At 59.2% G+C, this 26,951-nt stretch carries 20 protein-coding genes; 6 read left to right on the top strand and 14 right to left on the bottom strand.

Going from position 1 to position 26,951, the window contains the following annotated elements; all coding sequences use genetic code 11:
* The first annotated feature begins 290 nt into the window (after positions 1 to 290).
* Positions 291 to 896 carry an undecaprenyl-diphosphate phosphatase gene (ybjG, locus tag ACLI4M_RS17030; RefSeq protein ID WP_133625097.1) on the top strand — a complete coding sequence of 202 codons (606 nt, stop codon included), beginning with the start codon at positions 291 to 293 and terminating at the stop codon, positions 894 to 896.
* A gap of 307 nt (positions 897 to 1,203) precedes the next feature.
* A complete protein-coding gene (locus ACLI4M_RS17025) occupies positions 1,204 to 2,487 on the top strand; it encodes an HAAAP family serine/threonine permease (RefSeq protein ID WP_133624095.1) in 1,284 nt (427 codons plus the stop codon).
* 175 nt (positions 2,488 to 2,662) lie between these two features.
* Here the strand turns inward: ACLI4M_RS17025 and ACLI4M_RS17020 are convergent, their stop codons facing one another.
* Positions 2,663 to 3,868 carry a serine hydrolase gene (locus tag ACLI4M_RS17020; RefSeq protein ID WP_048916585.1) on the bottom strand — a complete coding sequence of 402 codons (1,206 nt, stop codon included), beginning with the start codon at positions 3,866 to 3,868 and terminating at the stop codon, positions 2,663 to 2,665.
* 277 nt (positions 3,869 to 4,145) lie between these two features.
* Between ACLI4M_RS17020 and ACLI4M_RS17015 the strand changes: the two genes are divergently transcribed.
* Positions 4,146 to 4,802 (top strand): HAD family hydrolase, encoded by a 657-nt coding sequence (locus ACLI4M_RS17015; protein ID WP_048916586.1) that lies wholly within the window; start codon positions 4,146 to 4,148, stop codon positions 4,800 to 4,802.
* 30 nt (positions 4,803 to 4,832) lie between these two features.
* Here the strand turns inward: ACLI4M_RS17015 and ACLI4M_RS17010 are convergent, their stop codons facing one another.
* The 7 genes from ACLI4M_RS17010 to ACLI4M_RS16980 all read right to left on the bottom strand — a co-directional run bounded on the left by ACLI4M_RS17010 (position 4,833) and on the right by ACLI4M_RS16980 (position 13,312).
* The gene (locus tag ACLI4M_RS17010; RefSeq protein ID WP_133624096.1) at positions 4,833 to 5,942 is read right to left on the bottom strand and encodes a PQQ-dependent sugar dehydrogenase; all 1,110 of its coding nucleotides are present in this window, start codon (positions 5,940 to 5,942) and stop codon (positions 4,833 to 4,835) included.
* Between the two features lie 55 nt (positions 5,943 to 5,997).
* Positions 5,998 to 6,663, bottom strand: coding sequence for a DUF3313 domain-containing protein (locus tag ACLI4M_RS17005; RefSeq protein WP_133624097.1), 666 nt, complete (start codon positions 6,661 to 6,663; stop codon positions 5,998 to 6,000).
* 407 nt (positions 6,664 to 7,070) lie between these two features.
* Positions 7,071 to 7,976: a glutathione ABC transporter permease GsiD gene (gsiD, locus tag ACLI4M_RS17000; RefSeq protein ID WP_048916589.1), complete on the bottom strand. Its 906-nt coding sequence runs from the start codon at positions 7,974 to 7,976 to the stop codon at positions 7,071 to 7,073.
* A gap of 9 nt (positions 7,977 to 7,985) precedes the next feature.
* Positions 7,986 to 8,906: a glutathione ABC transporter permease GsiC gene (gene gsiC / locus ACLI4M_RS16995; RefSeq protein WP_133625098.1), complete on the bottom strand. Its 921-nt coding sequence runs from the start codon at positions 8,904 to 8,906 to the stop codon at positions 7,986 to 7,988.
* Positions 8,907 to 8,947: 41 nt separating this feature from the next.
* Positions 8,948 to 10,486, bottom strand: coding sequence for a glutathione ABC transporter substrate-binding protein GsiB (gene gsiB, locus ACLI4M_RS16990; RefSeq protein WP_133624098.1), 1,539 nt, complete (start codon positions 10,484 to 10,486; stop codon positions 8,948 to 8,950).
* Between the two features lie 31 nt (positions 10,487 to 10,517).
* Positions 10,518 to 12,368, bottom strand: a complete 1,851-nt coding sequence (gsiA, locus tag ACLI4M_RS16985; RefSeq protein WP_133624099.1) for a glutathione ABC transporter ATP-binding protein GsiA — start codon at positions 12,366 to 12,368, stop codon at positions 10,518 to 10,520.
* The gene (locus ACLI4M_RS16980) at positions 12,368 to 13,312 is read right to left on the bottom strand and encodes an isoaspartyl peptidase/L-asparaginase (RefSeq protein ID WP_133624100.1); all 945 of its coding nucleotides are present in this window, start codon (positions 13,310 to 13,312) and stop codon (positions 12,368 to 12,370) included. Before ACLI4M_RS16980 ends, gsiA begins: the two co-directional genes overlap by 1 nt.
* Before the next feature lie 254 nt (positions 13,313 to 13,566).
* Here ACLI4M_RS16980 and moeA point away from each other — a divergent pair, with 254 nt between their 5' ends.
* The 3 genes from moeA to ACLI4M_RS16965 are packed head-to-tail and all read left to right on the top strand — an operon-like array spanning position 13,567 to position 17,150.
* Positions 13,567 to 14,802 (top strand): molybdopterin molybdotransferase MoeA, encoded by a 1,236-nt coding sequence (gene moeA / locus ACLI4M_RS16975; protein WP_133624101.1) that lies wholly within the window; start codon positions 13,567 to 13,569, stop codon positions 14,800 to 14,802.
* 1 nt (position 14,803) lies between these two features.
* Positions 14,804 to 15,553 carry a molybdopterin-synthase adenylyltransferase MoeB gene (gene moeB, locus ACLI4M_RS16970; RefSeq protein WP_133624102.1) on the top strand — a complete coding sequence of 250 codons (750 nt, stop codon included), beginning with the start codon at positions 14,804 to 14,806 and terminating at the stop codon, positions 15,551 to 15,553.
* A gap of 55 nt (positions 15,554 to 15,608) precedes the next feature.
* Positions 15,609 to 17,150, top strand: coding sequence for a sensor domain-containing diguanylate cyclase (locus ACLI4M_RS16965; RefSeq protein ID WP_413449732.1), 1,542 nt, complete (start codon positions 15,609 to 15,611; stop codon positions 17,148 to 17,150).
* A gap of 175 nt (positions 17,151 to 17,325) precedes the next feature.
* On the opposite strand, the gene ACLI4M_RS16960 is transcribed toward ACLI4M_RS16965, so the two are convergent.
* From ACLI4M_RS16960 to ACLI4M_RS16935, 6 genes are all read right to left on the bottom strand, one after another.
* Positions 17,326 to 18,918 carry an ABC-F family ATPase gene (locus tag ACLI4M_RS16960; RefSeq protein WP_048916597.1) on the bottom strand — a complete coding sequence of 531 codons (1,593 nt, stop codon included), beginning with the start codon at positions 18,916 to 18,918 and terminating at the stop codon, positions 17,326 to 17,328.
* A 134-nt stretch (positions 18,919 to 19,052) separates the two neighbouring features.
* Positions 19,053 to 20,540, bottom strand: a complete 1,488-nt coding sequence (locus ACLI4M_RS16955; RefSeq protein WP_133624103.1) for a sugar porter family MFS transporter — start codon at positions 20,538 to 20,540, stop codon at positions 19,053 to 19,055.
* A gap of 131 nt (positions 20,541 to 20,671) precedes the next feature.
* Positions 20,672 to 22,162, bottom strand: coding sequence for a sugar porter family MFS transporter (locus ACLI4M_RS16950; protein ID WP_133624104.1), 1,491 nt, complete (start codon positions 22,160 to 22,162; stop codon positions 20,672 to 20,674).
* A 457-nt stretch (positions 22,163 to 22,619) separates the two neighbouring features.
* On the bottom strand, positions 22,620 to 24,167 hold the full coding sequence (locus ACLI4M_RS16945; RefSeq protein WP_133624105.1) for an efflux transporter outer membrane subunit: 1,548 nt from the start codon (positions 24,165 to 24,167) through the stop codon (positions 22,620 to 22,622).
* 1 nt (position 24,168) lies between these two features.
* A complete protein-coding gene (locus ACLI4M_RS16940; protein ID WP_048916601.1) occupies positions 24,169 to 25,737 on the bottom strand; it encodes a DHA2 family efflux MFS transporter permease subunit in 1,569 nt (522 codons plus the stop codon).
* Positions 25,734 to 26,861: an HlyD family secretion protein gene (locus ACLI4M_RS16935; RefSeq protein ID WP_133624106.1), complete on the bottom strand. Its 1,128-nt coding sequence runs from the start codon at positions 26,859 to 26,861 to the stop codon at positions 25,734 to 25,736. The genes ACLI4M_RS16940 and ACLI4M_RS16935 overlap by 4 nt, the downstream gene beginning before the upstream one ends.
* Between the last annotated feature and the right edge of the window lie 90 nt (positions 26,862 to 26,951).

Here is a 26,951-nt window from a genome sequence, read left to right as displayed (position 1 = left end):
GAACTTTTATAGCGGGCCACAGTCTTAATTAGTGCCACTGCTTTTCTTTGAAATCCCCAAATTGAGGAGCCCGTTAATCTTATGATTAGCGGGTTTTTTTCTGCCTGTCATTTGGCCCAGAATCATCTGATCTGCTGCCGATATTTTTCACGTCACAAAAACGTCATTCAATCTCAACAAAAGCCAAACGAACCCGGTAATTAAGAGGGTGGCCCTTTACCTGCCCGCCGCACGCTTTTACCTTAAGCAATTCGTGCTACTACTGCGAACAAAAGGTAAAGAAAGTCATGATGGATGAGTTGAACCGGTCGCTATTTTTATTGATCAACGCTGACGGCCGTTCCCCCGAGTGGCTGATAGCCCTCGCCACCTTTATTGCCCGCGATCTTATCGCCATTGTGCCGCTGCTGATTGTGGGCTTGTGGCTGTGGGGGCCGCGCAGCCAGCTGACCTCGCAGCGCGTGCTGGTGGTGAAAACCGGTATCGCCCTGCTCTATGCCCTGGCGATCTCCTGGTGCCTGGCGCAGCTGTTTCCTCATCCACGCCCGTTTGCCATTGGTCTGGGTCATCAGTTCCTGTCGCACGCACCGGATGACTCCTACCCGAGCGATCACGGCACGGTAATTTTCACCTTTGCCATCGCCTTTATCAGCTGGCATCGCGCCTGGTCGGGAGCCGTGCTCTTGCTGACCGGTGCTGCTATCGCCTGGTCACGCGTCTACCTTGGCGTCCACTGGCCGATGGATATGCTGGGCGGCCTGCTGGTGGGCCTGCTCTCCTGCCTGTTTGCGCAAATTTTCTGGCAGCTGGCCGGCGCACGTTTGATGCCGCTGCTTTCTGCGCTCTATCGCGTCGTTTTTGCTTTCCCTATCAGCAAGGGCTGGGTACGCCATTAACTCGCTGGCGGGACTATATTAACCGGTCCCGCTTTACCCTGATTTATATCATCCTAATTGCTATTAACCGCTAAAAAACTGCCAAAAAAACCTGCCATTTCCTCAAGGTTTATTGCGCAATCTGCTTGATAAATGTGCAAATTAATCTCTATGTTGCGCAAGTCACAAAAACTCCAATAAACCACGACGCAGAGCTTTCATCTATTTTTTCTGGTGGTAGAGTGTGCGCCATTAAACCAGAGCAATGAAGTCAATCGACGCGTCGATGGCGCGATTAACTTCATCGTTTTAAACACTGGAGAATCAAATGGACACATCCCAAACGGCGGTGCTCAGCCCCGAAGCGTCTCAGGATGCCAGCGCATGGCGTAAAACCGACACTATGTGGATGCTGGGGCTGTACGGCACGGCCATTGGTGCTGGCGTACTGTTCCTGCCGATTAATGCCGGGATTGGCGGCCTTATCCCGCTGGTCATTATGGCGCTGCTGGCGTTTCCAATGACCTTCTTTGCCCACCGCGGGCTGTGCCGCTTCGTGCTCTCCGGGCGCAAACCCGGCGAGGATATTACTGAGGTGGTAGAAGAGCACTTCGGCGTCGGCGCCGGCAAGCTGATCACCCTGCTCTACTTCTTCGCCATCTACCCGATTCTGCTGGTTTACAGCGTCGCCATCACTAACACCGTTGAGAGTTTTATCACCCACCAGCTGCAGATGCAGGCTCCGCCGCGCGCGCTGCTGGCGCTGATCCTGATTGTCGGCCTGATGACCATTGTGCGCTTCGGCAAAGAGATGATCGTCAAAACCATGAGCGTACTGGTCTATCCGTTCGTGCTGGTGCTGATGCTGCTGGCGCTCTATCTTATCCCGCACTGGAGCAGCGCGATTTTTGCCAATGCCAGCCTGAGCGGCAGCGGCAAGGGGTTGATGATGACCCTGTGGCTGGCGATCCCGGTGATGGTGTTCTCCTTTAACCACTCGCCGATTATTTCCGCCTTTGCCGTGGCCAAACGGGAAGAGTACGGCGACCAGGCAGAGCCGAAGTGTTCCCGCATCCTCGCGCGCAGCCATATTATGATGGTGCTGACGGTGATGTTCTTTGTGTTCAGCTGCGTGCTGAGCCTGACGCCGGAGAACCTGGCGGAAGCCAAAGCGCAGAACATTTCCATTCTCTCTTACCTGGCGAACCACTTTGATACCCCGCTGATGGCATGGCTGGCGCCGATTATCGCCATGGTAGCGATCACCAAATCGTTCCTCGGCCACTATCTTGGGGCGCGTGAAGGCTTTAACGGCACGGTGAATAAGCTGTTGCGCAGCCGTGGCAAAACCCTTGCCGAGCACAAGCTGAACCGCTTTACCGCGCTGTTTATGCTGATAACAACCTGGATTGTCGCGACGCTGGACCCGAGCATTCTCGGCCTGATCGAAAGCCTGGGCGGCCCGATTATCGCGGTGCTGCTGTTCCTGATGCCGATGTATGCCATCAACAAGGTCCCGGCCATGCGCCAGTACAGCGGTAAGTTGAGTAATGTGTTCGTGGTGCTGGTCGGCCTGGTGGCGATTTCTGCGGTGGCTTACGATCTGTTTTGATTGTTCAGGGCCGACCAGAAAAGCGGTCGGCCCCTACGCAGGATAGATGCAGGGGCCGACCCTCTTTTCGGTCGGCCCTCACGCAGGATAGATGTAGGGGCCGACCCTCTTTTTCGGTCGGCCCTTACGCAGGATAGATAGGGGCCGACCCTCTTTTTCGATCGGCCCTTATCCATTATGAAAACCAGCTGCCAAACCATCCGGTCATCTTCATCATGACGAAATCCCAGATGCGGCTGAAGAAACCGCCCTCTTTCACTTCGTCCAGCACCACCAGCGGGCGCTGCTCAATGGATTTTCCGTCCAGCTGGAAATCAATCGTTCCCACCACCTGATTCTTCGCCAGCGGGGCCGTCAGCTGCGGCTGGCTGAGGGTAAAGCTCGCCTTCAGGTTTTTCATCTGCCCTTTTGGCAGGGTAATCGCCGCATCCTTCGCTACGCCAAGATTCACTTCGCTCTTATCGCCATACCAGACGCGCTGGGTGGCAAACGCCGTCCCGGCCTTGATTGGCGTCACCGTTTCCCAGAAGCGGAAGCCCCAGGTCAGCAGCTTTTCGCTCTCGCGGAAGCGGATAGCATCGGTGGCCGCGCCCAGCACCACAGAAATTAAGCGCTGATCGCCCTCTTTCGCTGATGCCACAAGATTATTGCCGGCGCCGGAAGTGTGCCCGGTCTTGATCCCGTCCACCTGCAGATTGGTGCTCCACAGCAGGCGGTTGCGGTTGTACTGGCGGATCTTATTAAAGGTGAACTCTTTCTCTTTATGCAGCGCGTACTCATCCGGTACGTCGCGGATCAGCGCCTGACCAATCAGGGCCATATCGCGCGCGGTGCTGTACTGGCCGTCCGAATCCAGCCCGTGCACCGTTTTAAAGTGGGTATTCTTCAGGCCCAGCGCCTGCACGTAGTTGTTCATCAGGCCAACGAAAGAGTCCTGACTGCCCGCTACGTGGTCGGCGAGCGCAATGCTGGCATCGTTACCGGACTGGATCACAATCCCTTTATTCAGCTCCGACACCGGGATCCGGTCCCCAGGCTTGAGGAACATCAGCGAAGAGCCTTGCAGAATCGGGTTGCCGGTCGCCCAGGCATCTTTACCCACGGTGACCATGTCGTCATTGCTGATTTTGCCCGCCTTCAGCGCCTGCCCGGTAACATAGCTGGCCATCATTTTGGTCAGGCTGGCCGGGTCGAGCCGCTGATCCGCATTGGATTCTGCCAGCACTTTACCGCTGTTGTAGTCCATCAGCACCCAGGCTTTGGCATCGATCTGCGGGGCGGCAGGGGCCTGCTCTGCGCGCGCGGGGGAGAGGGTAAACAGCAATAACGTCGAAGTAGTAGCCAGTGCATACACACCGGTAGAGAGGAGCGTTTTCTTCATGGCGAGACCAGGTATCCATTTGAAAGACAATGATTATCAAAGCGCATCTGACGATTAGCCGCCCTACACTAAGACGTTATAAGCTTAAAAAAAACGTTTAAACCGTAAAGTTTCTTAGAGTTTATTAGAAAAATCTTAGGTTTGCCCAGACAGCTGGCCAAATTATCGCCGTCAGGCGCGGGCAGAAAACAGGTTAAATTCCGAATTTTCACTGAACAGTTAAGCCCGTCACAAAAATCCGCTAACCTGAGAAAAGTCTGCCAGAGGAGTGACGACGATGGATTTAGCGCTGTTTGACCTTGATGAAACGCTAATTTGTGAAGACAGTACCGGCCTGTGGCTGCGCTGGCTGGTTTCCCAGGGGTTTGCCCCGGCCGCGCTGATAGAACAAGAACGCGCGCTGATGGAGCACTACTATCAGGGGTCGCTGTCTATGGAACAGTATATGAGCACCACGCTGTCGCCGCTGGCAGGAATGGCCACGCCGACGGTAGCAGGCTGGATACGCCGGTTTATTCATCGCGATATCCTGCCGCGCGTTTATCCCGCCGCACGCGAACGCCTGGCGTGGCACCAGCAGCGCGGCGATAAAATCATCGTGATCTCCGCCAGCGGTGAACATCTGGTGAAGCCTATTGCGCAACAGCTGGGCGCGCACGCGGCGCTGGCGATTGGCGTGGAGATTATTGATGACCGCTACAGCGGCGAAATCTACGGCACTCTGACCTACAAAGAGGGAAAAGTCAGCCGCGTCAGCGACTGGAAGGCACAGCAGCAGGAGCACCGCTTTGCCCACACCTGGGCTTACAGCGACTCAATCAACGACCTGCCAATGCTGGAACATGCCGATCACGCCTGGGTGATCAATCCGGCAGAGCCACTGCAGCAGCTAGCGCAGCAGCGCGGCTGGGAAATCTGCCACTGGGTGAAATAAGATCGGCAGGCAACGGAGTGCCCGCTTATTTTACTCAATACCCACTTTCAGCAGTTTGCCGTTGGCTTCATCCGTCAGCACGTAAAGCCAGCCGTCTGGCCCGCTGCGCACATCGCGAATGCGCTCCCCGCGCTCGCTCAGCAGGCGCTCCTGCTCTTTCAGCTGTTCACCGTTGATGCTCAGGCGGATCAGGCTTTTCTCCTTTAGCGCCCCGATAAACAGCGAATTTTTCCACTGCGGAAACCGCGTACCCTGGTAAAACGCCATGCCGCTGATAGCCGGGGAGACTTTCCACCAGAACAGCGGCTGCTCGGTTCCCGCGGCCGTGCTGCCTTTTGAACCCGGTACCTTCGCCCCGCTGTAATCAATGCCCCAGGTGGCCAGCGGCCAGCCGTAGTTTTTTCCCCTGCGCGGGATATTCACCTCATCGCCGCCGCGCGGGCCGTGCTCGCTCTCCCAGACCTCACCGCTCTGCGGGTTGAGCGCTAACCCCTGCGGGTTACGCACTCCCCAACTCCAGATCTCGCTACGAACGCCCTGGCGACCAACCAGCGGATTGTCAGAGGGGATTTTGCCATCGGCGGTCAGGCGCACAATTTTGCCCTGCAGTGCGTTGAGATCCTGCGCTTTAGCGGCCTGGAAATTATCCCCAAAGGCGATGAACAGATGACCGCTGCGGTCAAACGCCATGCGCGTACCAAGATTCGCCCCGCTGGATAAACCTTGTTGGCGCAGCACCGGCTGGAAGCCACTGAGCTGGCGGTAATCTTCGCTCAGGCGGCCATAACCGACTACAGCTCCAGCCGCGCCATCTTCTCCGGCCAGCGTGTAGCTGAGCCAGACGCGACGGCTGCTGGCAAAGTCCGGCGCCAGCGCCACATCAAGCAGGCCCCCCTGGCGCTGAGCCCACACCTGCGGCACCCCGCTGATGGGCTGGGAGAGGCCGGAGCCGGGCTGCCAGCGCCTGAGCTGGCCGGCGCGTTCGGTGATCAACACCCCCTCTTCGCCCGGCAGAAAGGCCAGCGCCCAGGGGTGATCGAGACCGCTTTGCAGCTCCTGTACGGTGATTTTTTCAGCTCTGAGGGCGGGGCTTAACAGCAGGGAGGCAGCCAGTGCAGGCAGCAGCAGATAACGCGTCATCGTAATCACTCCGGGCAGGGGCCAACCTTTTATTGGTCAGCCCATAAAACAGGAATTACTTATCGGGGAAGTTCACTACGTCACTGACCATCTGGTCGATACCGCTTTTCAACTGGGTAAGAGTAATGGGGGCATTATTGTTCGGCACCGTGTTGCCGTAGGCCTTGCGAACCGCCTCCATCACGGGCTTACCGGTTTGGCTATCCACCAGCTGCATCTCCAGGAACAGCACGCTGTTCTGGGTACGGTGGCCGGAAGCCGCCATGGTGCTGGCGACCACTGCCGCAATCGGCACGACCTCATAGAACTTCATATCCTGATTTTCGGCATTGACGGCGGTAATGGCGGTTTTCAGCTCCAGCGTGCCCGGCCCCGCGTGGTTAACCAGCGGTTTGTGCCGGGCCACGGCGGCTTTCAGCGTCTGGTCGAGATAGGCGCGGATTTGATCGAGCGTCTGCTGGCTGACGCGGGCGGTCGGCTTCGCGGCAGGATAGTAAACGGCAGGCGTGTAATGGATAGCGTTGTATTTTGCGGATTGATAGTCCGGTGACACCCAGCGCAGGGTTTGCACGCCGCTGGCGGATTTTTCCGGCTTCAGGTGGCTATAATCCGGCAGGAAACCGGAATACTGGCTGGTATCAGCTACTTTTGACGAGCAGCCAGCCAGCACCAGACACGCCATTGCCAGGCCCGCGATGAGAGGTATACGCACATTGTGCATTGTCACATTCCTTTACGATTAAGGTCTTTCAAGCATAGAGTGCACAGCGGCGTTAACCAGCAATGATTAAGAAATATTTGATATCACATACAAAGGTCGAGGCATGCCTCGACCCTACAAGGGATCGCGTGGGGTTTCACCGGGGCCAGGCACGCTTCGACCCTGCAAGGGATCGCGTGGGGTTTCACCGGGGCCAGGCACGCCTCGACCCTGCAAGGGATCGCGTGGGGTTTCACCGGGGCCAGGCACGCCTCGACCCTGCAAGGGATCGCGTGGGGTTTCACCGGGGCAGGCATGCCTCGACCCTGCAAGGGATCGCGTGGGGTTTCACCGGGGCAGGCATGCCTCGACCCTGCAAGGGATCGCGTGGGGTTTGGTAGGGGCGAGGCATGCCTCGCCCGCCATGGTTACACCTTCAGCTTCGGGTCCAGCGCATCGCGCAGCCCGTCACCCAGCAGATTAAACGCCAGCACGGTAAGGAAAATCGCCAGGCTGGGGAAGATCGCCACGTGCGGGGCCAGCACCATATCCGCCTGGGCCTCGTTAAGCATCGCCCCCCACTCCGGGGTCGGCGGCTGCGCGCCAAGACCCAGGAACGACAGGCTGGCAGCAGAGATAATCGAGGTGCCAATACGCATAGTAAAATAGACCACAATCGATGACAGCGTACCGGGCAGAATGTGGCGCAGGATAATGGTCAAATCAGACGCGCCAATACTGCGCGCCGACTCAATATAGGTCAGGTGTTTCAGCACCAGCGTGTTACCGCGCACCAGGCGGGCAAAGGCGGGAATGCTGAAAATCGCCACCGCGAGGATCACATTCGACATACCGTTACCGAGTACCGCCACCACGGCAATCGCCAGCAGGATGCCGGGAAAAGCGAACAGCACGTCGCAAATGCGCATGATAATCCGGTCCCACCAGCCCTCGTAGTAGCCGGCCAGCAGGCCGAGCAGCGTACCTGTCACCGCGCCCACCGCCACCGAGAAGAAGCCAGCCACCAGCGACAGGCGGCTGCCGAGCAGCACGCGGCTGAAAATATCGCGCCCCAGCGCATCGACGCCGAACCAGTGCATCATCGACGGTCCTTCATTCAGCCGGTCATAATCAAAGTAGTTTTCAGCATCGAACGGGGCCAGCAGCGGGGCAAAAATCGCCACCAGGATCAGCAGCAGCACAAATACCGCCGCAATCATTGCCACGTGCTGACGGCGAAAACGCCGCCAGAATTCCCGCCACGGGGTACGCACGCGATTCTCCCGCACGCTGGGCAGCGTTGCGAGCACGGCATTACGTCGCCAGTTAATCATCAAACATCCTTACTTGTAGCGGATCGCGGGGTTGATCGCCGCGTACAGCATATCGACCATCAGGTTAATCAGAATAAACTCCAGCGAAAATAGCAGCACTTCCGCCTGGATCACCGGGTAATCGCGCATCTCCACCGAGTCGACCAGCAGGCGCCCCAGCCCCGGCCAGTTGAACACCACCTCGACCACGATAGAGCCACCGAGCAGGAAGCCAAACTGCAGGCCCATCATAGTGACCACCGGGATCATCGCATTGCGCAGCCCGTGCTTGATCACCACCACCGACTCGCGCACTCCTTTGGCGCGCGCGGTGCGCATATAGTCTTCCTGCATCACCTCCACGAACGAGGCGCGGGTAAAGCGCGCCATCACGGCGGCGACGGCGGCACCCAGGGTGATCGACGGTAAAATATAGTGCTGCCAGCTGTCGGCGCCGACGGTCGGCAGCCAGCCCAGCTCGACGGAAAACACCTGCATCAGCAGCATGCCGAGGGCAAACGCCGGGAAAGAGATCCCGGATACCGCCAGCGTCATCCCCAGCCGATCCGGCCAGCGGTTGCGCCACACGGCAGAGACGACGCCTATCGCCATGCCGAAAATCACCGACCACACCATGCTGGTCAGCGTCAGGTACAGCGTCGGCAGAAAGCGCTGGCCAATCTCTTCTGATACCGGGCGTTTCGACACCATTGAATGGCCAAAATCACCCTGAAGGGCGTGGGTGATGTAGTGCCAGAACTGCTGCGGCAGCGGCAGGTTCAGCCCGAGCTGTTCGCGCACCATCGCCACGACCTGCGCATCGGCTTCACGCCCCGCAATCAGGCGCGCCGGATCACCAGGCAGCAGATGGACGAACAGGAACACCAGCACCGCCACGATCAGCAGCGTTGGGATCAGCCCCAGCAGTCGTTTAATAAAATAGTTAAGCATCATCTTCCCTGCGCCTCCCCTGCGGGAGGCGCGTCAGTGCATTACTTCAGATCGGCATCATCAAAGCTGAATGAGGTGTCCGGCATCACGTAAAACCCGGTGAGGTTTTTGGTGTTGGCGGAAACCAGCTTCTCAACCACCAGCGGCGCCCACGGCTGCTCTTTCCAGATAATGTCCTGTGCATCTTTGTACAGCGCGGCTTTTTTCGCACCGTCGGTGGTATTCAGCGCGTCAGCGAGGTCTTTATCCACCTGGGCGTTGCTGTAGAAGGCGGTGTTAAAGATGGTTGGCGGCCAGGACTGAGTGGCAAACAGCGGCGTCAGCGCCCAGTTAGCTTCACCGGTCGAGGCAGACCAGCCGGTGTAGAACATGCGCACGCCGCTCTCTTTCTGGCCTTTGTCTTCCACCTGCGCGGCACGCTGCCCGGCATCCATGGCCGTCAGTTCAACCTTAATGCCAACCTGCGCCAGCTGCTGCTGGGTAAACTGCAGCACTTTCTGCGCGGTGCTGTGGTTATGCGACGACCACAGCTGGGTGGTGAAGCCGTTCGGATAGCCTGCCTCTTTCAGCAGCTCACGCGCTTTGGCCGGGTTATATTCCGGGGCCGGGTAGCTTTGTGAATACTGAATCGACGGTGGCACAATGCCGGTGGCCGGGGTGGCATAACCGGCGAAGGCGACTTTCGCCAGCGCCTGACGGTTGATGGCGTAGTTAATCGCTGCGCGCACTTTCGGGTCGTTGAACGGCTTCTGCGTGACGTTAAAGCTGATATAGCGCTGCATGATCGACGGCGAGGTCACCAGATCGAGCTTGCTGTTTTTCTCCAGCAGTTTGGCCTGCTCAAACGGGATAGGGAAAGCAAAGTTCGCTTCGCCGGTTTGCAGCATCGCCGAGCGGGTATTGTTATCGACAATCGGGCGCCAGGTGATGCTGTCCAGTTTCGGATAGCCCGGCTTCCAGTAACCGGCGAATTTCTTCACCTTCACAAAGTCGGTCTGGTTCCAGGTGACAAATTCGTAAGGGCCGGTGCCGACCGGGTGGAAGCCGATATCCTTGCCATATTTCTTCAGTGCGGTCGGAGAGATCATCGCCGCAGCCGGGCTGGCGAGGGTATTAATAAACGCCGAGAACGGCTGCTTCAGGGTGATTTTTACCGTGGTCGGGTTGACCACTTCGGTGCTGGCGATGGTTTTGAACAGGTTGAAACGCTTGAGGTGATTGTCCGGGTTGCTGGCGCGGTCGAGGTTCGCTTTTACCGCATCGGCATTAAACGGCGTGCCGTCCTGGAACTTCACCCCGCTCTTAAGCGCGATGGTATAAGTCAGTCCGTCCGGGCTGGCCTGGTAGCTGTCCGCCAGCACATTTTCCAGCTTCATCTCTTTATCGAAGCCGAACAGCCCCTGATAGAACGACTTCGCTACCGCCTGCGACAGCGTGTCGTTGGCATCATACGGGTCGAGCGTGGTGAAGTTTGAGGCGACCGCAATGGTGACATCTTTCGCCGCCCAGGCAGGGAGCGCCACAATACTGCCGAGCAGGCCAGCGGTTAACAGCAACTTACGCGAGTGTTGATTTATCATTCAGTTCATCCCTTGTCGTCATTATGCAGTTTCAGGCGCGGGCGATAGCATGGCGTGCCACAAAATGCCCGCTGCTGACTTCAACCAGCGGTGCCACTTCCGGTTCGTCGCCCAGGGCGCGGATCGGGCTGGGTATTTCATCTACTAACAGTGCTCGTTCACGGCGGCGGTGCGTGGGGTCGGCCACCGGCACCGCCGCCATCAGTTTGCGCGTATACGGATGCTGCGGCTGTTCGAACACCGCCTGGCGCGGGCCAATCTCGACAATCTGCCCGAGATACATCACCGCCACGCGGTGGCTGATGCGCTCCACCACCGCCATATCATGCGAAATAAACAGGAACGCGATGCCAAACTCGCGCTGCAGGTCGAGCATCAGGTTAATAATCTGCGCCTGAATCGAGACGTCCAGCGCCGAGACGGCTTCGTCGGCGATCACCACTTTCGGGTTGAGCGCCAGCGCGCGCGCAATGCAGATACGCTGCCGCTGTCCGCCGGAGAACTCGTGCGGATAGCGCTGCGCATGCTCCGGCAGTAAGCCGACGCGCTCCAGCAGCCACGCCACGCGTTTTTCGGCCTCCTGCCCTTTGGCAATACCGTGAACCAGCAGCGGCTCCATAATCGAAAAGCCCACCGTCAGGCGCGGATCGAGGGAGGCGTAAGGATCCTGGAAGATAAACTGAATATCGCGCCGCAGGTGCGACAGTGCCTGACCCGAAAGCCGATCGATGCGCTTGCCGTTAAAGGTGATACTGCCGCCCTGGCTCTCCACCAGCCGCAGCAGCGAGCGCCCGGTGGTCGATTTGCCGCAGCCGGATTCACCGACCAGCGCCAGCGTTTCGCCGGGGCGCAGGTCAAAGCTGACTTTCTCCACCGCGTGAACGCGGCGGTGCACGCGGTTAAAGATGCCGCTGCGGATATCAAAGCGCGTCACCAGATCGCGCACCTGTAAAATCGGCGGCTCCTGCTGACGGACGGTGTCCTGCGGCTGTTCCGGCTGCTGCTCACCCTCCTGCATCAGCGGGAATTTGGCCGGCAGGCTGCGCCCGCTCATGGCGCCGAGTTTCGGCACGGCGGCCAGCAGTGCGCGAGTGTAGGGTTGCTGGGGATGAGCAAATAGCGACTCGACGCTGCCGGTTTCCACCACGTCGCCGCGGTACATCACCTGCACGCGGTCGGCCATTTCGGCCACCACCCCCATGTCGTGGGTGATAAAAATCACCCCCATCTGCATCTCTTTTTGCAGCACGCGGATCAGCTGTAAGATCTGCGCCTGGATAGTCACGTCGAGCGCGGTGGTGGGCTCATCGGCGATCAGCAGCGCCGGGCGGCAGGAGAGCGCCATGGCGATCATCACGCGCTGGCGCATGCCGCCTGAGAGCTGATGCGGGTAACGCGACAGCACGTTTTTCGCTTCGGGAATGCGCACCAGATCGAGCATGCGCTGCGCTTCTTTCAGCGCGTCGGCGTGGCTTTTTCCCTGGTGCAGTCGGATCGACTCGGCAATCTGCTCCCCCACCGGGAACACCGGGTTGAGCGAGGTCATCGGCTCCTGGAAAATCATGGCCATATCGGCACCGCGAATGCGCCGCAGCTCGGACTGCGGCAGCGCGGCCAGGTTGACCCGCTGCTGATTGCGGCGCGTCAGCCACATCTGCCCGCTGTCGATATTGCCACCGCCCTGCTCCACCAGACGCATCAGCGCCAGCGAGGTGACCGATTTGCCGGAGCCAGACTCGCCGACGATCGCCAGCGTTTCGCCCTGGCGCACGTCCAGCGACAGCCTGTTTACCGCCTGGACGCGCCCGCTCTCCTGTTGAAAGCTGACGCTGAGATCGCGCACCGACAGCACCACATTGTCATGATGGCGAAACTCACTCATCAGGGCTCCTCCCGGTAGATCGCCACCACTGGCGCTTCACCCACTGTGCCATAGCCGCGATACATGCCTTCGCTGTTAAACGGCAGCACCACATTGCCTTCAGCATCCACGGCAATTAACCCGCCGCTGCCGCCGAGAGCCGGGATCTTTTCCATCACCACTTTACGACTCGCCTCATCCAGCGACAGGCCGCCGTACTCCATCATGGCCGCAATATCATAGGCCGCCAGCGTGCGCATAAAGACTTCGCCGGTACCGGTACAGGAGACCGCCACGCCGCCGCTGGCATAGCAGCCCGCGCCAACCAGTGGGGAGTCACCAACGCGCCCAACCTGCTTATTGGTCATGCCGCCGGTGGAAGTGGCTGCCGCCAGGCTGCCGGCAAGATCTATCGCCACCGCGCCAACGGTGCCGAACTTACGGTCGGGGTCAAGGGGATCGCCATCGTGGTCCAGCAGGGTCTGGTCGCTGGCCAGCGCGCGCTCAAGCTGGGCGCGGCGCTCCGGCGTGGAGAAAAAGCTGTTTTCGACCATTTCGAGGCCGTTCTCTGCCGCAAACGATTCCGCACCCGCGCCGATAAACAGCAGATGCGGACTGGTTTCCAGCACTGCGCGCGCGGCCAGCACCGGATTACGCACCCGGCTAACGCCCGCGACCGCTCCCGCTTGCCGCGTGCGCCCGTCCATCACGCAGGCATCCAGCTCGTGCGTACCCTGATGGGTAAACACCGAACCCCGCCCGGCATTAAACAGCGGGCACTCTTCCAGCTGGCGCACTGCTTCGGTCACCACGTCAAGCGCGCTGGCACCCGCCGCCAGCAGCGCCTGCCCGCTGGCGACAATCTCTGACAGCGCCTGGCGATAGTGCTGCTCTTTTTCACTGTCCATGCTGCTGCGGGCGATTGCCCCCGCGCCACCATGAATTGCGATCGTCGCTCTGGCCATAATTCATTTACCCTGTGTGCCAAATCAGCATGAAAAACACTGAGTTAGAATGATTTTATTGAGAAAATGCGATTTTTGACTATAGGCAGGCAGTCTGGCGATGTAAAGAGGAAAGTTCGCACCCTGATAATAACTATTGGTTCTAAGATAAATCAGAATGCGACATTTTCCCCGCCAGCACGCGCAAACGTGACCCTGGCGGGGAATCACGCCATAATAGCGCTTTAAGATTTTTGCGTGCGACCGGAGACACAATGGAAGCTTTTACTGCGGGACTGATCTCCCTCGACGATGCCCTCAATACCCTGCTGGCGCAGATTACCCCCCTGAGCGACAGCGAAAGCGTGCTGCTACCCGCCGCCGTGGGGCGCATTACCGCTGCGGCGGTGACTTCGCCGATTGACGTACCGCCGTTTGATAACTCGGCGATGGATGGCTATGCCCTGCGCATGGCCGATGTTACCCCCGGTGCGGTACTTACCGTGGCCGGGAAAGCGTTTGCCGGCCAGCCGTTTAGCGGTGCCTGGCCGGCCGGCAGCTGCATCCGCATCATGACCGGCGCGCCGCTGCCTGAGGGCTGCGAGGCGGTGGTGATGCAGGAGCAGACCGAAAGCATTGGCGATACAGTCCGTATCACCGCTGAGGTCAGCGCCGGGCAGAACATCCGCCGTGCCGGCGAGGATATCCTTCAGGGCACCGAGGTGCTGAGCGCGGGCACCAGGCTGGGCGCCGCCGAGCTGCCGCTGCTGGCCTCTCTCGGCATTGCGCAGGTTTCGGTCGTGCGCAAGCTGCGCGTGGCGGTGTTCTCCACCGGGGATGAGCTGCAGCCGGTCGGCCAGCCGCTGGCGGCGGGCCAGATTTACGATACCAACCGCTTTGCGGTCCAGCTGATGCTGGATAAGCTCGGCTGCGAGGTGATTGACCTCGGCATTATTCGCGACGATCCGGCGGCGCTGCGTGAGGCTTTCGTCCGTGCCGATGCAGCGGGCGATGTGGTGATCAGCAGCGGCGGCGTCTCCGTTGGCGCGGCAGATTACACCAAACAGATGCTGGAAGAACTCGGCGAAGTCGGCTTCTGGAAGCTGGCCATCAAACCGGGCAAGCCGTTTGCCTTTGGTCGCCTGCCCAACAGCTGGTTCTGCGGCCTGCCGGGCAACCCGGTGTCGGCGGTATTAACCTTTTATCAGCTGGTGCAGCCGCTGCTGGCGAAGCTTACCGGGCAGAGCGGCCCGGCGCTGCCGCCACGCCAGCGCGTGCGCAGCGCCGACCTGCTGAAGAAATCACCCGGTCGCCTCGACTTCCAGCGCGGGCTGCTGCAGCGCAATGCCGCAGGCGAGCTGGAGGTGAAAACCACCGGCCACCAGGGCTCGCACGTCTTTAGCTCTTTCCATCAGGCCAACTGCTTTATCGTGCTGGAGCGCGAGCGCGGCGACGTGCAGCCGGGTGAATGGGTTGACGTTGAGCCATTCAACGCGCTGCTGGAGGGCTGAGATGCTGCCCGAGCTGAGCGATGACGAAATGCTGCGCTATAACCGCCAGATCGTGCTGCGCGGTTTTGACTTTGCGGGGCAGGAGCAGCTGAAGGCTGCCCGCGTGCTGGTGGTCGGCCTGGGCGGGCTGGGCTGCGCCGCCAGCCAGTATCTCGCCGCTGCGGGCGTCGGCCATCTGACGCTGCTGGATTTCGACCACGTCGCCGTTTCTAACCTGCAGCGCCAGGTGCTGCACGCTGAGGCGCAGGTCGGGATGGCAAAAGTCGACTCTGCGCGGCTGCGTCTGGCGGCGCTTAACTCGCTGATCCAGATTGACACCGTCAATGCGCGACTGGATGACGCTCCCCTGGCAGCCCTGATTGCCTCGCATCAGCTGGTGCTGGACTGCTGCGACAACGTGGAGACGCGTGAACAGCTCAACCGCCAGTGCTTTGCCAGCAAAACTCCGCTGGTCTCCGGTGCCGCCATCCGCATGGAGGGCCAGGTCAGCGTGTTCAGCTGGGGTCAGGACGAGCCCTGCTATCGCTGCATCAGCCGGCTGTTCGGCCAGTCGACCCTGAGCTGCGTTGAGGCCGGGGTGATGGCGCCGCTGGTCGGCGTGATTGGCTCACTCCAGGCGATGGAAGCGATCCGCGCGCTGGCGCACTACGGCGGCGCGGTAGCTGGAAAGCTATTGCTATACGATGCCATGACGCTGCAATTTCGCAGCATGAATGTGGCAAAAGATCCGCGCTGCGAGGTGTGCAGCTAAGCTTTCCAGCACTATAGTTAAGCGAATGCTGGGAAGCGAAAGGATTGATTAGCTTATGATCGATGAACAGATCGCCACTTCAGCAGGCACAAAATCTTCACTGCGCCGCATGATGGTGGTTTTTTTGCTGACGATTGTCACGGCGGTGATGGTTATCAACGGCTGGATTGTCTGGAACTCGTGGAACCGGATGATTACCAGCTCGCAGAACGATGCCCGTAACCTCTCGCAGTCGCTGTCGCGCCAGGCGGAGGACACTTTCCTGCAGGTCGACCTGACGTTACAGGATCTGCGCGACCGCATCTCGCTGATTGGCCTGCGCCATGAACGCACCCTCTATCTCAGAGATCTGCTGTCCAACCGCAAAGCCAGCCTGCCGCAGCTGCATGGCCTGTTTATTTACAACAGTGAAGGCAACTGGCTGGTCACGTCCGATGGCAATGTTCCGCAGCGCGCTAATAACAGCGACCGCGAGTATTTTCGCTATCATCAGCAGAACCTCGACGGCAATGTCCATATTGGCAAGGTGATCCGCAGCCGCTCGACCGGCGATCTGGTTATCCCCGTTTCGATGCGCCTGAATAATCTCGATGGTTCGTTTCGCGGCGTGCTGCTGGCGACCGTACGCCTGAGCTTTTTTAAGCAGGTTTATGGCTATTACAATATGGGCGATCGCGACGTGCTGGCGCTGATGCAGGCCGATGGCAATATCCTTTACGCGCGCCCGTTCGCCGACAATACCATTAACCGTAATATCTCCGGCAGCCCGCTCTTTACCCGGCTGCTGAAGAGTGCTCCAAACGGTACCGCGCTCTATAAATCGGCTCTGGACGGCATTGAACGGGTGTTGGGATACTCCAGCCTGAAGCGCTACCCGCTGGTGGTGGCCGTCGGCTACGATAAAAAGGCGCTGCTGCAGGAGTGGTTCTCCGCTCTCAGCGTCTATATCGCGCTGTCGGCGATCCTGCTGCTGGTGATCTCCCTGCTCGGGTTGCTGGTGCTGCGCCATATTTCCCTCAACCTGAGGAATCAGCTGGAGCTGACTCAGGTGCGCGATCAGCTTACCACCATGAACCGCACTTTACAGACGCTGGCGCTGGTCGACAGTCTTACCGGGCTGGCAAACCGCCGCCATTTCGACCTCTATCTGCAGCGCAACGTCGAGCGCTCCCACAAGCTGCGCACCCCGCTGTCGCTGCTGATGATCGATGTCGATTCGTTTAAAGCCTTTAACGACACCTACGGTCACCTGGCCGGGGATGATTGCCTGAAACAGATCGCTCATACGCTGTCACGCCTGCCGCACCGCCCGGAAGATTTGGTGACGCGCTACGGCGGCGAAGAGTTTGCGGTGATTATGCCGGGGGCGGATCGCACAGCGGCGCTGCGCTTTGCCGAACAGGCGACGGAGGCGGTGGCAAAGCTCGGCATTCCTAACCCAGGCAGCGATACGCCGGAGAGAATTGTGACGATCAGTGTTGGGGTAGCGGTGGCAATGACCGACCGCAGCGAAACCGCGCGCCATCAGCTGATTGCCGAGGCGGATAAGGCGTTGTATGCGGCGAAACGCGCGGGAAAAAACCAGGTGGGTGAATAACCGGGGGATACGGGACGACCGAAAAAGAAGGTCGTCCCCTACGTTTGCAGCAAGGCATTTGCAGGGGGACTGGCAGCGAGGCATTTGTAGGGGCTGACCCTCTTTTTCGGTCAGCCCGCAAAATCTGCGGCAAGGGCCGACCGGAAAAAAGGGTCGGCCCCTACAACATCGGGCCTTACACGATGCCCTGGCTGCGCAGATAGTCTTCGTAGTTGCCGGTAAAGTCGTTCAGTTTGCCCGGCGTCATCTCAATCACGCGCGTGGCCAGCGAGCTGACGAACTCACGGTCGTGAGAAACGAAGATCAGCGTGCCTTCGTACATCTCCAGCGCCATGTTCAGCGCTTCGATCGATTCCATATCGAGGTGGTTAGTCGGTTCATCCATGATCAGCACGTTCGGCTTCTGCATCATCAGCTTGCCGAACAGCATGCGGCCCTTCTCACCACCGGACAGCACTTTGGCTGGCTTCTTGATATCGTCCTGGCTGAACAGCAGACGGCCGAGAATACCGCGTACCGCCTGCTCGTCATCGCTCTCCTGCTTCCACTGGCTCATCCAGTCGAACACGCTCAGGTCGTCGGCGAAGTCGTGGGCGTGATCCTGCGCGTAGTAACCAATTTGCGCATTCTCGGACCATTTCACGGTGCCGTTGTCCGGCAGCAGTTCGCCAATCAGCGTTTTCAGCAGCGTGGTTTTACCGATACCGTTCGGGCCGAGGATCGCCAGCTTTTCGCCCACTTCCAGCAGCATATTGACGTTTTTAAACAGCGGACCGTTGTCGAAACCTTTGGTCACGGCTTCCAGCGTCAGCGCATTGCGGAACAGTTTCTTATCCTGCTCGAAACGAATGAACGGGTTCTGACGGCTCGATGCTTTCACCTCATCCAGTTTGATCTTGTCAATCTGCTTGGCGCGTGAGGTCGCCTGACGGGATTTTGAGGCGTTGGCGCTGAAGCGGCTGACGAAGGACTGCAGTTCGTTGATCTGCGCTTTCTTCTTGGCGTTATCAGACAGCAGACGCTCGCGCGCCTGGGTTGCTGCCGTCATGTACTCGTCGTAGTTGCCCGGGTAAACGCGCAGCTCGCCGTAGTCGAGGTCGGCCATGTGGGTGCAGACCATGTTCAGGAAGTGACGGTCGTGCGAAATGATGATCATGGTGCTGTTACGCTCGTTCAGCACCTGCTCCAGCCAGCGAATGGTATCGATGTCCAGGTTGTTGGTCGGTTCGTCGAGCAGCAGAATTTCCGGGTTAGAGAACAGCGCCTGTGCCAGCAGCACGCGCAGTTTCCAGCCGGGAGCGACTTCGCTCATCGGGCCGTAGTGCTGCTCCAGCGGAATACCCACGCCCAGCAGCAGCTCACCGGCACGCGCTTCTGCGGTGTAGCCGTCCATCTCGCCATACTTCTCTTCGAGGTCAGCGACTTTATAACCGTCTTCTTCGCTCATCTCCGGCAGCGCATAGATCGCATCGCGCTCTTCCTTCACCGCCCACAGCTCGCCGTGGCCCATGATCACCGTATCCAGCACGGAATACTGTTCAAAGGCGAACTGATCCTGGCGCAGTTTACCGAGGCGCTCGTTCGGATCGAGCGAGACATTACCGCCGGAAGGAACCAGGTCGCCACCGAGAATTTTCATAAAGGTGGACTTACCGCTGCCGTTGGCACCGATCAGGCCGTAGCGGTTGCCGCCGCCAAATTTGACGGAGATGTTTTCGAACAGCGGCTTACTGCCAAACTGCATGGTGACGTTGCTGGAAACTAGCACAGAGATAGCCTTTAATTTGCGATGTGAGTATGTGAGTCAGCGCGCATTATGCCAAAAAAAACAGGCGGGGAATACAGCAGTCTGGCAGGGGGCGGTGAGAGCAGAAGAGGCCGGGTCTTCCCCGGCCATCTGGATTAGTGAATTTCTGCTTTACGTTCAGGCACGGGCAGCGGCGGCGTGTCCACCTCGTCACTCAGCCAGTCATGCAGATAGTGCTCAATCTGCTCCAGGCTGCGGTTGCGGGTTTCCGGAATGCACTTGATAACAAAGATGCCGGAGATGATGCCGATCAGCGCAAAGATCAGGAAGGCGCCGGAGAGGCCAACGCTGGCCAGCAGCATCGGGAACGCCAGCGAGATCAGGAAGTTGGCGATCCACATCGCGAAGATCGCGCTGCCCATAAACATTCCGCGCAGGCGCGTTGGAAAGATCTCCGACAGCAGCAGCCAGGTCGCCGGCGACAGGAAGCCCTGCTGGAAGCTGAGGAACATCAGCATGCCGAGCAGCACCAGGTAGCCGCGCAGCACATCGACCTGGCCGTTGACCGTTTCCGGCATAAAGAAGCTGACCGCCGCGATAAACAGCAGGCTGAAAGTACAGCCGAACTGGCCGATCAGCGTCATGGTACGGCGGCCCATTTTCCCCAGCAGCCAGATGCCTACGCAGACCATCGTCACCGATACCACGCCGTTAGCGATAGTGGCAAACAGCGCCGCGTTGGTACTCATGCCGGTGGCCTTCAGCATGGTCGGCGCGTAGTACATGATGGTATTCACCCCTGAGGTCTGATTGATCACGGCGATACCAATGCCGATAAGCAGCAGCTTCATCAGCCACGGCTTCGCGAGGTCGCGCAGGCCGGGTTTTCCCTGATTCTCCTCTTCGGCCAGCGTCTCCTCGATCTCTGCCATCTCCCAGTCAACATCCTCTTTCGCGCGGGTGCGCTCCAGCACGCGGCGCGCTTGCGCCAGACGCCCCTGCATTGCATACCAGCGCGGCGTGTCCGGCATAAACATCATGCCGAACCACAGCAGCACGGCGGGCATGGTGGCTACCGCCAGCATCCAGCGCCAGCTTTCATCCCCGCCCCAGGCTGCGTTAAAGCCCGCATTCGAGATATAGGCCAGCAGCTGGCCGCTAACAATCATCAGCTCCTGAATGGTGACCAGCTGCCCGCGTTTGTTAGCCGGGGCAATTTCCGCGATGTAGACCGGCACGGTTGCCGATGCGCCACCGACCGCCACGCCGAGGATCAGACGGAAGAAAATCATCCACTCCACGTCCGGCGCCAGCGCGGTACCGATGGAGCCAAGTGCAAAGATAATCGCCAGAGTGATGATGATTTTCTTACGTCCGGCGCTGTTAGCGAAGTGGCCGGAGATCAGTGCGCCAAAAGCGGCACCGAACAGCAGTGAGCTGGTGACCAGCCCGGTGGTAAATGGCGTCAGGTGTAATTCGTCGCCCATAAACAGCAGCGCGCCGGAGATAACGCCGGTATCGTAGCCAAACAGCAGGCCGCCCAGCGTGGCTACCGCCGCAATCACTTTGACGAATGGCTCGGTTCTGCTGCTGCTATTAGGCCCGGAGGCCCGATTGGGGGTGATATAGTGTTCTTTTGCCATAGTGACTTTAGTGACCTCTCATCGACCAGTTAACAGGGTGCTGAGTTCAGTTCACATCAGCAGCGTTAGCCTGCGGTTAACGCTGCACTGCAAGCAGCAGAGCGGGCCAGCCAGCACAGGCCCGTCGGCAATTAATGGTTCTCCGCTTTACGTTTTGTCGCGCTCACTACCGCACTTTCTTCATCGCTGCTCAGCCAGTCACGCAGGTAGTGTTCAATCTGTTCCAGGCTGCGGTTGCGGGTTTCAGGAATGCATTTAATGACAAACACCGCACCGCAGATGCCAATCAGACCGAAAATAAAGAAGGCACCCGACAGGCCGACGCTGGCCAGCAGCATCGGGAAAGCCAGCGAGATAAGGAAGTTAGCAATCCACATGGCGAACACCGCCCCGCCCATAAAGACGCCGCGCAGGCGCGTTGGGAAGATTTCCGACAGCAGCAGCCAGGTCACCGGTGAGAGCGCGCCCTGCTGGAAGCTGAGGAACATCAGCATGCCTAACAGCACCATATAGCTGCGCAGCACGTCGACCTGGCCGTTGACCGTTTCCGGCATAAAGTAGCTGACGGCGCCGATGAAGAACAGGCAGGCGGTGCAGCCAAACTGGCCGATTTTCACCATGGTACGGCGGCCGATTTTGCCCAGCAGCCAGATACCGACAAAGGTCATCAGCACCGAGATTGCCCCATTGGCGATGGTGGCAAACAGCGCCGCATCGGTACTCATCCCCACCGCCTTCAGCATGGTGGGCGCGTAGTACATGATGGTGTTGACGCCTGAGGTCTGCTGAATAACCGCCACGCCCACGCCAATCATAAACAGTTTAAACAGCCAGGGTTTCTTCAGCTCCTGCACGCTGGCGCGCGTCTGCTGCCTGTCCTCTTCCTCCAGCGTTTCGGCGATCTCTTCCAGCTCCCACTCCACATCCTCTTTGGCGCGGGTACGCTCCAGCACGCGGCGCGCCTCGGCCAACCTCCCCTGCATGGCGTACCAGCGCGGCGTATCCGGCATAAACATCATGCCAAACCACAGCAGCACCGCAGGAATGGTGGCCACGGCAAGCATCCAGCGCCAGGTCTCATGACCGCCCCACGCAGCGTTGAACCCCGCGTTAGAGATATACGCCAGCATCTGGCCGGAGACGATCATCAACTCCTGAATAGTTACCAGCTGCCCGCGCTTATTGGCCGGGGCAATTTCGGCGATATACACCGGCACGGTCGCCGATGCCCCCCCTACCGCCACGCCGAGGATAAGACGGAAGAAAATCATCCACTCAACATTCGGCGCCAGCGCGGTGCCCATCGCGCCGATGGCGAAGATAATCGCCAGCACGATAATGATTTTCTTACGCCCTTGCGCGGCAGCGAAGTGCCCGGAGAACAGTGCGCCAAAAGCCGCACCGAACAGCAGTGAGCTGGTGACCAGCCCGGTGGTGAATGGCGTCAGGTGTAACTCGTCGCCCATAAACAGCAGCGCGCCGGAGATAACGCCGGTGTCGTAACCGAAAAGTAATCCCCCAAGGGTGGCAACCACCGCAATCACCTTTACAAAGGGTTCCGTTTTGGTGGTGCTGTTAGGCCCAGACGCCCGGTTGGGGGTGATATATTGTTCTTTTGCCATGGTGACTACAGTGACCTCTCATCGACCTGGTTGAGTTGGGAAAAGAGGGATGACTCATCATGAATTTTACCCGTTCACCGCCTCTGAGCTTAATTTAGATCATATTTTTCATTTCAAACAACAATGAAAATTAAATTTTGAGGTGCACATCTCGCTATTCCAGCGTTAACGCGATCGATTAGACATTATTAGCTTAATTCTGTTGTATTTATGGGAGCTACGCGCGGCAAGGATAATTTGAGAACGTTTCATCTCATGTTTCATTATGGATTTTCGTTTCATTTGTAATCAGAAAAGACAGGAAGCCATCAGTGGCGGATAAAAATAAGCCACTTAATTAAGCGTCAAAGAAGGGGATTTAAGCAGGTTAGCCGGACGATGTTTTGTCCCGCAGAGACGAGGCATGCCCGACCGAAAAAAGCCGGGCGAGGCGTGCCTCGCCCCTACGGGAATGGGGTTACGGATTTTCCGCCGGGCCGAACACCGAATACTGCGGCAGATCGACGTCCTGATACGCTTCCCAGCCCCCGCCCAGTGCTTTATATAGCGCGACAAGATCGAGACTGCTCTGCACCCTCGCCTGTTCGGCCTGCTGCTGCGCCTGCGCCAGCTGGCGCTGCGCGTCCAACGCTTCGATAAACGTCGACAGCCCCTGACCGTAGCTGTCGCTGGCGAGCTTGAAGGTGTTCTGCAAGGCATCCACCGTATCGTCCAGCCCCTCAACCTGCTGCTGATCGCTGCGGTAGCTGACCAGCGCATTCTCTACATCCTGCAGTGCAGTCAGCACCGTCTGGCGGTAGCCCAGCGCCGCGCTGGCCTGCTGCGCGCGTGCCAGCTTGACGCTGGAGACCAGCCGCCCTCCCTGGAAAATTGGGATAGTGACCGACGGACCAAAGCTGTAGAAGTGGCTGCTCCAGTTATCCAGATAGCTGGCATCGCTGTTGCGCATGCCAAATTGTCCGGTCAGCGACAGGCTGGGGAACAGCTCCGCCACCGACACGCCAATATTGGCCGTTGCTGCGTGCAGGCTGGCTTCCGCCTGGCGCACGTCCGGGCGGCGGCGTGCCAGCTGTGACGGCACGCCAACCGGCACCGCTTTAGGCAGCGCAGGCAGCGGTTTGCTTGCCATCAGCTCGCTATCCAGCGCGCCGGGTACTCTGCCGGTCAGTACCGCCAGCCCGTTCATCGCCTGATGAATTTGAGCCTGATACTGCGGCAATTGTGCGCGCAGGGAGTTCAGCTGGGCGCGGGCATTCTCCACGTCGGTCTGCGGCGCCAGGCCGTTTTTCTGCTGGCTCTGCGTCAATTCCAGCGTCTGCTGCGCCACGTCAATCTGGGTTTGCAGCGTCTGCGTAATGGCCTGTGCGCCGCGCAGTTGCAGGTAGGCGCGCGCCACTTCCGCTTCTAACGACACCAGCGCATCGTTGCGATTTTCCACCGACTGCTGCTGCTGCGCGTCGGCCATCTCAACCTGGCGGCGCACTTTGCCCCACAGATCCAGCTCCCACGAGGCATCGAAGCTGCCCTGATATAACCCGACAGGTTTTGACAGGCTGTCGAGCGCCGGACGCAGATCGGTCTCCGTATTGGCCTGGTCAAGCTGGTCATAAACCCCTTCGGACTCCAGCTCACCCTTGATCCCCAGCTGCTGGCGGGTAAAGCGCGCATTACCGTTTACCGACGGTGCCCACGCGCCGCGCGCCTGATTCAGCTGCTGACGTGCCCCGGCAATGCGCAGCACCGCCTGTTGCAGACTGAGGTTACCTTTTATCGCCCGCTCGATCAGGCTGTCGAGCTGCGGATCGTTAAACGATTTCCACCAGTTGGGGTTAGTGGATGCCGCCAGCGGTCGAGAACCGCCTTCAGACTGCATGCTGTTAAAACTGCCCGGCGTAACCGGCTTCGGCGCCTGGTAATCTGGCCCCACCGCACAGGCGCCGAGCGCCAGCGTTGCCGCGACCAGCAGCGCGCTACGCGAGCGCATAAAAATGGAAGAAACGTTCATGTCAGTGTGCACCTGCACTGCCCTCGCTTTTGATTGGCGCCAGCAGTAAACAAAATGGAATGAGAACCAGGGCGAGGAGGCTCAGCCCCATAAACACATCGATATAGGCGAGGAACCGCGACTGCACGATCATCTGCTGATAGAGCTGGCCGGTGGCGATAGTCACCGGGTCACCGACCGTATGCGCAAAGTCCCTGACGCCCTGCGCCCAGCGTTCAACCGCCAGGTTAAACGGCTCATTGAGCGGGGTCATGTTATGCACCATCTCCGCACTGCGCGCCTGCGAGCGTTCGGTGATCATCGCGGTGGAGAGCGAAATACCGATCGATCCGGCAACGTTGCGGAACATCGTGAACAGCGCCGAGGCATCCGCATTCAGCTTTTGCGGAATGGTGACAAAGGCGATGGTGGTGAGCGGCACGAACAGGAAGCCCAGCCCGATAGTCTGGAAGCTGCGCATCAACACCAGCGTGGTGAAATCAATATTCGGGGTGAGCGTGGCCGAGTAGATAAACGACACGCATAGCAGCGTAAAGCCGAAGGCAATCAGCCAGCGCGTCTGGATAATCGGCATCAGCTTCAGCACCAGCGGGATCGACAGCACGATCAGCACCGCACCGGGCGACAGCACCAGCCCTGAGAGCGTGGCGGTATAGCCCAGATCCTGCTGCGCCAGCTGCGGGATCACCACCGAACTGCCGTAGAGGATCGCCGCCATGCCCGCCATCAGCAGGCTGGCAACCGCGAAGTTTTTATCCTTCAGCACGTGCAGGTCAACCACCGGTTTTTTGGCATACAGCAGCCAGTAGATCGCCCCGACAATGCCGGTCAGCGCCAGCAGGGCAAAGGTGACAATGAAGCTCGACTGGAACCAGTCTTCATCTTCGCCGCGATCCATCATCACCTGCAGACAGCCGAGGCCGAGGGTAATCAGGCTGATGCCGATATAGTCGACGCGCAGCTTGCCTTTGGCCCATTTCCGCTCCCACGGCGGATCTTCCAGCAGCTGGTAGATCGCCAGCACGCTAAGAATACCGACCGGGATGTTGATAAAGAACACCCAGCGCCAGCTGTAGTTATCGGTGATCCAGCCGCCGAGCGTCGGGCCGAGCACCGGCGCAACGATCACCGCGATCGATGACAGGCCAAACGCTTTACCCCGGTCGGCAGGCTTGAAATAGTCAAGCAAGACCGACTGCTGCACCGGCTGTAAGCCGCCGCCGAAGAAGCCCTGCAGCACGCGGAACAGGATGATCTGCCACAGCTCGGTGGCGATGCCGCAGAGGAACGAGCAGACGGTGAACATCACAATGCAGATCAGGAAGAACTGCTTGCGCCCGAGCAGTCGGCTGAGGAACGCCGAGATCGGCAGCACGATGCCGTTCGCCACCAGGTACGAGGTCAGCACCCAGGTTGATTCGTCATAGCTGGCCGACAGCGAACCTGCCACATGCGGCAGCGCCACGTTGACGATGGTGGTGTCGAGGATCTCCATGAACACCGCCAGCGTCACGGTCATCGCGACCAGCCACGGGTTACTGGCTGGTTTCCAGCTCTGGCCGGAACTCATTCCACCGTCACCTTCGGTTCAACCGACAGGCCAATCGGCAGCGGATGACTGGCATCCAGTCCCTTATCAATCACAATTTTCACCGGCACGCGCTGCACGATTTTCACGTAGTTGCCGGTGGCATTTTCAGACGGGAAGGCCGAGAAGCGTGAGCCGGAGCCCATCTGTACGCTGTCGACGTGCCCTTCCACTTTCATGTCCGGCCAGGCGTCGATGCCGATCTCCACTTTATCACCCGGCTTCATGCGTGCCAGCTGCGACTCTTTGAAGTTTGCCACAATCCAGGTATCGGCAGAGACCAGCGAGAATAGCGAAGAACCGGCCTGCACCAGCGTGCCGACCTGCACGTTACGCTTAGTGACGAAGCCATCATACGGCGCGCGCACTTCGGTGTAAGAGAGGTTGAGATTGGCGGTATTCAGCTGCGCCTGCGCCTGTTCTACCTGGCTCTGACGCGCTTCGACGTTGGTTTCCTGCTGGCGGATCTGCAATGCCACCTGCGAGGCCACTTCCACCTGGGCCTGGGCGTTCGTCAGCTCGGCACGGGCGCTGCGCAGCTGCGCGCTGGCGGCATCGATATTGCGCTGCGAGGTGGCACGCGGGTCAACGCCGCGCTGACGTTTATAGTCTTCCTGGGCGTTATTATAGTTAGCCTGCGCACGCGCCTGCTGTGCCAGCGCCTGGTCTTTCTGCGCCGGATACTGCACGCGGGCCAGCGCTAACTGCGCCTGCGCCTGATGCAGCTGCGCCTGTGCCAGACCGAGCTGCGCCTGCGCCTGTTCGCGCTGGGCAGTGGCGTCACGCGGGTCTATCACCACCAGCAGATCGCCCTTCTTCACCCGCTGGTTATCCTTCACCTTCAGCTCGGTGACATAGCCCGATGCTTTCGGGGCAATGGTCACTGCGTCCGCCTCGGTGAAGGCATCGTCAGTGGTTTCGATATTGCGGGTGGTGAGCCAGAAGAACAGCGCGACGATAACCATCACCACCACGACCACCGCCAGAATAATCAGTGGCTTCTTGCCGGGGCTTTTGCGCGGTGTCTCATCGTCCTGCGGGTGGTCATTTTGCTGCTGGTTTTCATCATCGGGAACGGAAGGTGTCTGATTAGCCATAATATCCATCAATCAAAAGGCGGTACGAAACCGTAGCCGCAATTATCTACGCAAGGCTGTGTCCCGCAGTGGATCGTGGTCCGAAGGACTGGGGCACAA

This window comes from Erwinia sp. LJJL01 (assembly GCF_047300805.2).
Lineage (GTDB): Bacteria > Pseudomonadota > Gammaproteobacteria > Enterobacterales > Enterobacteriaceae > Erwinia > Erwinia aphidicola.
This window is presented reverse-complemented; position numbering and strand designations above follow the sequence as displayed.